This window comes from Burkholderia sp. Se-20378, assembly GCF_017104665.1.
In the GTDB taxonomy this organism is placed as follows: Bacteria; Pseudomonadota; Gammaproteobacteria; order Burkholderiales; family Burkholderiaceae; genus Burkholderia; species Burkholderia lata.
Genome location: NZ_JAAGPG010000569.1, coordinates 1 through 5,048 on the forward strand (window position 1 = coordinate 1; position 5,048 = coordinate 5,048).

6 protein-coding genes are annotated in these 5,048 nt (G+C 69.3%); 2 read left to right on the top strand and 4 right to left on the bottom strand.

What is annotated here, in order from left to right; all coding sequences use genetic code 11:
• The 3 genes from G3N93_RS33840 to G3N93_RS33850 form a co-directional block, all read right to left on the bottom strand.
• The coding region (locus G3N93_RS33840) for a CoA transferase (RefSeq protein WP_206134919.1) at nt 1–716 on the bottom strand (716 nt) is incomplete at its 3' end.
• Between the two features lie 215 nt (nt 717–931).
• Nucleotides 932–1,114: a hypothetical protein gene (locus G3N93_RS33845; RefSeq protein ID WP_206134920.1), complete on the bottom strand. Its 183-nt coding sequence runs from the start codon at nt 1,112–1,114 to the stop codon at nt 932–934.
• A 51-nt stretch (nt 1,115–1,165) separates the two neighbouring features.
• The gene (locus tag G3N93_RS33850) at nt 1,166–1,489 is read right to left on the bottom strand and encodes a DUF2917 domain-containing protein (RefSeq protein WP_174983277.1); all 324 of its coding nucleotides are present in this window, start codon (nt 1,487–1,489) and stop codon (nt 1,166–1,168) included.
• Between the two features lie 218 nt (nt 1,490–1,707).
• Between G3N93_RS33850 and mdtD the strand changes: the two genes are divergently transcribed.
• Nucleotides 1,708–3,144, top strand: a complete 1,437-nt coding sequence (gene mdtD / locus G3N93_RS33855) for a multidrug transporter subunit MdtD (protein WP_174941487.1) — start codon at nt 1,708–1,710, stop codon at nt 3,142–3,144.
• 189 nt (nt 3,145–3,333) lie between these two features.
• Nucleotides 3,334–4,608, top strand: coding sequence for an EAL domain-containing protein (locus tag G3N93_RS33860; protein WP_174941485.1), 1,275 nt, complete (start codon nt 3,334–3,336; stop codon nt 4,606–4,608).
• Between the two features lie 22 nt (nt 4,609–4,630).
• Here G3N93_RS33860 and G3N93_RS33865 read toward each other — a convergent pair.
• Nucleotides 4,631–5,048 (bottom strand): methyltransferase domain-containing protein (locus tag G3N93_RS33865; RefSeq protein WP_206134921.1); only part of this gene is annotated, 418 nt, incomplete at its 5' end.

The following is a 5,048-nucleotide window of genomic DNA, read 5'->3' on the forward strand; positions in this document are numbered from 1 at the left end:
TCGTTGACCAGCAGCGTCTGCGCGCCGTGCGATGCCAGCGTGCGGCCCGCGACCGGCCCCGCGATGATGCGCGTGAGATCGAGCACACGCACACCCGTGAGCGGCTGGCCGGCTTCGCCGCGACCGATCGGCTCGATCGGTGCATCGCCGATCCGCTCGATCTCGAACAGCGGCAGCGACGCGATCGCGCGCGCCTGCTCGAGCGACGTCCACTCGTCAGGTGTTCTGATCAATGCAGCGCACAGCCCGGCCTCGGCCAGCACGGTATCGAGTGCCGCGCCGTCCCGCGCGCGGATCGCCGTGGCGACATCGTCCCGCTGCGCGCCGCAGCCGAGTACGTCGAGAATGCCGTTCAGGTGATGCGGGAAGTTCGCGTGCAACTGGATCCAGCGTCCGTCGCCCGTCTCGAAGAAACCCGTCACCGGATGACGCAACTCCGGCGGCGGGCCATCGTCCACCCGCAGGTAGCGTTCGCTGCGGAACGCGACGAGCGCGTCGCGCACCGACACGTCGACGGATTGCGTGACGCCCGTACGAAGCCGGTGGCATTCGGCTGCCGCGAGCCCGGCTGCCGCGATCGTCGCCGCGGCCAGCGTGCCGACCCGGAAGGTCGACGGCAGCGTCGGGTCCTGCCCGGTCACGGTCGCACGGGCCAGCGCGTCGGGGTCGCCATGGGCGAGCCGCCACAGATGCGTCAACGCGCGTTCGGGTGTCATGGCGGGATCGGCGGTGAGGAAGACAAGATCGAGTCTAGGATTCGCGACAGCCGCGAGCAATCCTGATTGCACGAATCCGTGCATCACGCGCGGTCGTCTCCCCTGCGCCCCGGCGAAAGCGGCCGACATCACCTCCTCCAGCGCGCAGGAAGCCTGCCGGCATCCTCGATACCGGCGTGCCCCCTGCACATGTGAACCGCGACCTGCTGCACTCGCTACCGCGCCGCGCAACCACGCACCGCTGCCATCACGCGGACAAAGTGCAGCTGCTCGCACACTGCCGCGCGGACGCGAAACGCACGCGCGGCGGCGTCGAACGTTCGCTCGACCGGAACGTACCGGAGCCGGACTCGCAGATCACGCAGATCGCCGCACGACTGCACGGCCATCTGGATCACGCATGTGCTCGAACCATGCGCGGACGGAGACCTGATCCCGCCCCGGGCGCGCTACGTCGGCAGCGACACGGGCGCATGACGCCGGCCGTCGCGCCATGCGACGAGCGGCCTCCACCAAGCCTGCGCGGCACGCCTCGCCGGCACCTCGAGCGGACCGAACGCGAACGTCGCGCTGTGCGACCCCGCGCTGACCCAGACGCGCATGCCGGGCGTCAGCATCAGCGAATCCCCGACGCCGAGCCAGTGATCGTCGTGCCGACCCTCGATCGTCACCCAGACCTCGCCGTCGGCCACCTCCAGCGAGGTGCGATCGACGATCCGCCACCGACCGGCCGGCTCGTCGCCCTCGATCACATAAAGTCGCAGTTCGCGCATGGCAGCCTCCTGGTCGCACGGGTCCGATGGCACCAGTATTTCGGACAGTGGCAGCACACGGACAGATACGGCTGCAGACACTTTTGGCTGAACTGTACTGGTCATTCGACGGGGACGGGCACCCGCCGGCCGGACTGCGCACCGCCCTTGCGCCGAACCTGCACGGCGCAATGGCTTTCCCTACAATGTCGGCTGTCCCGCGCCATCATCCCGCCCCCATGTTCCAGCGCCCGCCTGCCGCCGCTCCCGGCGAAAAGAACCTCACCGTGATGCTCTGGCTCGTCGCAACGGGCTTCTTCATGCAGACGCTCGATTCGACGATCGTGAACACGGCGCTGCCGTCGATGGCCGCAAGCCTCGGCGAATCGCCGCTGCGCATGCAGTCGGTCGTGATCGCGTACTCGCTGACGATGGCGGTGATGATCCCCGTGTCGGGCTGGCTCGCCGATACCTTCGGCACGCGGCGGGTGTTCTTCAGCGCGATCCTGGTGTTCTCGCTCGGCTCGCTGCTGTGCGCAAACGCACATACGCTGACGCAGCTCGTCGCGTTCCGCGTCGTGCAAGGCGTCGGCGGCGCGATGCTGCTGCCGGTCGGACGCCTCGCGGTGCTGCGCACCTTCCCGGCCGAACGCTACCTGCCGGCGCTGTCGTTCGTCGCGATTCCCGGCCTGATCGGCCCGCTGATCGGGCCGACACTCGGCGGCTGGCTCGTGAAGATCGCGTCGTGGCACTGGATCTTCCTGATCAACGTACCGGTCGGCGTCGCAGGCTGCATCGCGACCTTCTATTCGATGCCCGATTCGCGCAACCCGGCCGTCGGCCGCTTCGACCTGAAGGGCTATCTGCTGCTGACGATCGGCATGGTCGCGATCTCGCTGTCGCTCGACGGGCTCGCCGATCTCGGGATGCAGCACGCGGCCGTGCTCGTGCTGCTGATCCTGAGCCTCGCGTGCTTCGTCGCGTACGGGCTGTATGCGGTGCGCGCGCCGCAGCCGATCTTCTCGCTCGAGTTGTTCAGGATCCACACGTTCAGCGTCGGGCTGCTCGGCAACCTGTTCGCACGGATCGGCAGCGGCGCAATGCCGTACCTGATCCCGCTGCTGCTGCAGGTGAGCCTCGGCTACTCGGCGTTCGAGGCCGGGCTGATGATGCTGCCGGTGGCGGCGGCCGGGATGTTCTCGAAGCGGATCATCACGCGCCTGATCACGCGGCACGGCTACCGCAAGGTGCTGCTCGCGAACACGATCATGGTCGGCGTGATGATGGCGAGCTTCGCGCTGATGCGCGACACGGTGCCCGTCTGGGTGAAGGTCGTGCATCTCGCGCTGTTCGGCGGCTTCAACTCGATGCAGTTCACCGCGATGAACACGCTGACGCTGAAGGATCTCGGCACGGGCGGCGCGAGCAGCGGCAACAGCCTGTTCTCGCTCGTGCAGATGCTGTCGATGAGCCTCGGCGTCACGGTGGCGGGCGCGCTGCTCGCAACGTTCACGGGCATGCTGCACACCGTGACGCCGAGCAACACGCTGCCGGCGTTCCATGCGACCTTCATCTGCGTCGGGATCATCACGGCGGCGTCCGCGTGGATCTTCGCGCAGCTCGCGCCCGAAATCCGCAGCACCGCGCGCAAGACCGACCCGTCCGAGCGCGCATGACGCGCGGCACGCGCCGAACCGGGTCGGCGCGCACCATTGCGGTGCAGCGGGGCCCCGCGATGCGCATCTGACACGCCTGCGATGCCCGCGGCTCGGCCGCGACGCGCCGCCGCACGGGGTCCGATGCCGTGCACGCTTCTTCCTCGCCTATTCTCTAGGTAAACTGGCAGTCTTCCATCGGCCGACATCATGAGCATGATCGAAATCGATCCCCCCGGCTTTCAGCCGCCCCGCCCCGTCGCCGGCGACGACGGGAACCGGCGCACCGTGCTGTACGGCGGCTACACCGTGTTCAGCGTGTTCCAGCCCGTTTTCTCGGTGTCGCACCGCCGCGCGATCGGCTATCACGCGTCGCTCCGTGCGCACGACGAGGAAAGCCGCCAGGTGGCGTCGCACGAGGTGTTCACGCAGGCCGCGCGGCGCGGCGACCTGCTCGAGCTCGGCCGGCTCGCCGAATCGCTCCATCTCGGCAACTTCCACGCGTTCGACAGCCATGACGAATGGCTCTTCCTGAGCCTGCATCCGGCCGCGCTGATGGACACCGTCTACAGCGACGCGATGCTCGCGAACCTGAAGGCGCTCGGACTGCCGCCGCACCGCGTGGTGCTCGAGGTGCCCGAACAGGCGGGCGGCGAGACGCCGCGCTACGCGGCGATCGTCGACGGGCTGCGCAAGGCCGGTTTCCTGATCGCACTCGTCGGGTTCGGCGCGAAGCATTCGAACATCGACCGCGTGTGGCACCTGCATCCCGACATCGTCACGCTCGACCGCGGCATCCTCGCGCAAGCGAGCGAGCACTCACATCTCGAACGCGTGCTGCCGGGGCTCGTGTCGCTGCTGCACGAATCCGGCCAGCTCGTGCTGATGGGCGGGCTCGCGACCGAACGCGACGCGCTGATCGCACTGGAATGCGACGTCGATTTCGTGCAGGGCCAGTACTTCGCGGGGCCGAGCGTCGAACCGGTGCAGCCGCAGGCCGCCGCGGGCTGCATGGATACGCTGTCGGCCGCGTTGCGGCTGCGCGTCGCGGAACGCGAGCGCACCCAGGCGGAACGGCTCGCACCGTACGTCGCGGCGCTCGAGGAAGCGAGCCGCAAGCTCGGCGCGGGCGAGCCGCTCACCGACGCAGCGGCCGTCGTACTCGGGCTGCCCGAAACCGCGCGCTGCTTCCTGCTCGACGCATCGGGCCGCCAGATCGGCGACAACGTGCTCGCACGCGGCAGCGTGTCGCAGCGCGCCAAGCGCTTCCGGCCGCTGCTGCACTCCGAGGGCGCGAGCTGGGAACGGCGCCCGTACTTCATCGACGCGATGCGTGCACCGGGCCGCGTGCACCTGACGCCGCCCTACCTGTCGATCAACGAGGCGCACCTGTGCGTGACCGCGTCGATCGCCGCGCCGGTCGCGACCGGCATGCAGGTGCTCTGCGTCGACATCAACTGGGAAGCGGCACTCAACCGCGAATGAGCGCGCCGCCGCGCTGCCCTGCTTACGCGGTGGCGGCGGCCTTGCGCACGATCAGCCGGTGCACGCGCTTGCCGGACGACGGGCTGACGACCTCGTGCTCGTCGATCACCTGCGTGCCGGCGCCGAGCGCCGCCCGCATTCGGGCCGAATCGAGCGGCGTGTAGAGGCGGCCGCGCTCGTCGCGCAACGTGCCGTTTCCGGCCACCCGCCAGCTCATGTACAACGTGCCGCCCGGCATCAGGAGTTCGGCCAGCCGCGTGGCGGCGGCCGCCGCGTCCGCCTGTTCGAGATGCATGACGACCGTTTCGCACAGCACGTTGCGAAACGCGCCGGACGGCACGCCGGCCAACGCCGGCAGCGTGGCCAGCTCGAAGGTGAGATCCGGATGGCGGCGCCGCGCCTCGTCGCGCAGCGCGGCGCTCGCGTCGTAGCCGCGCACG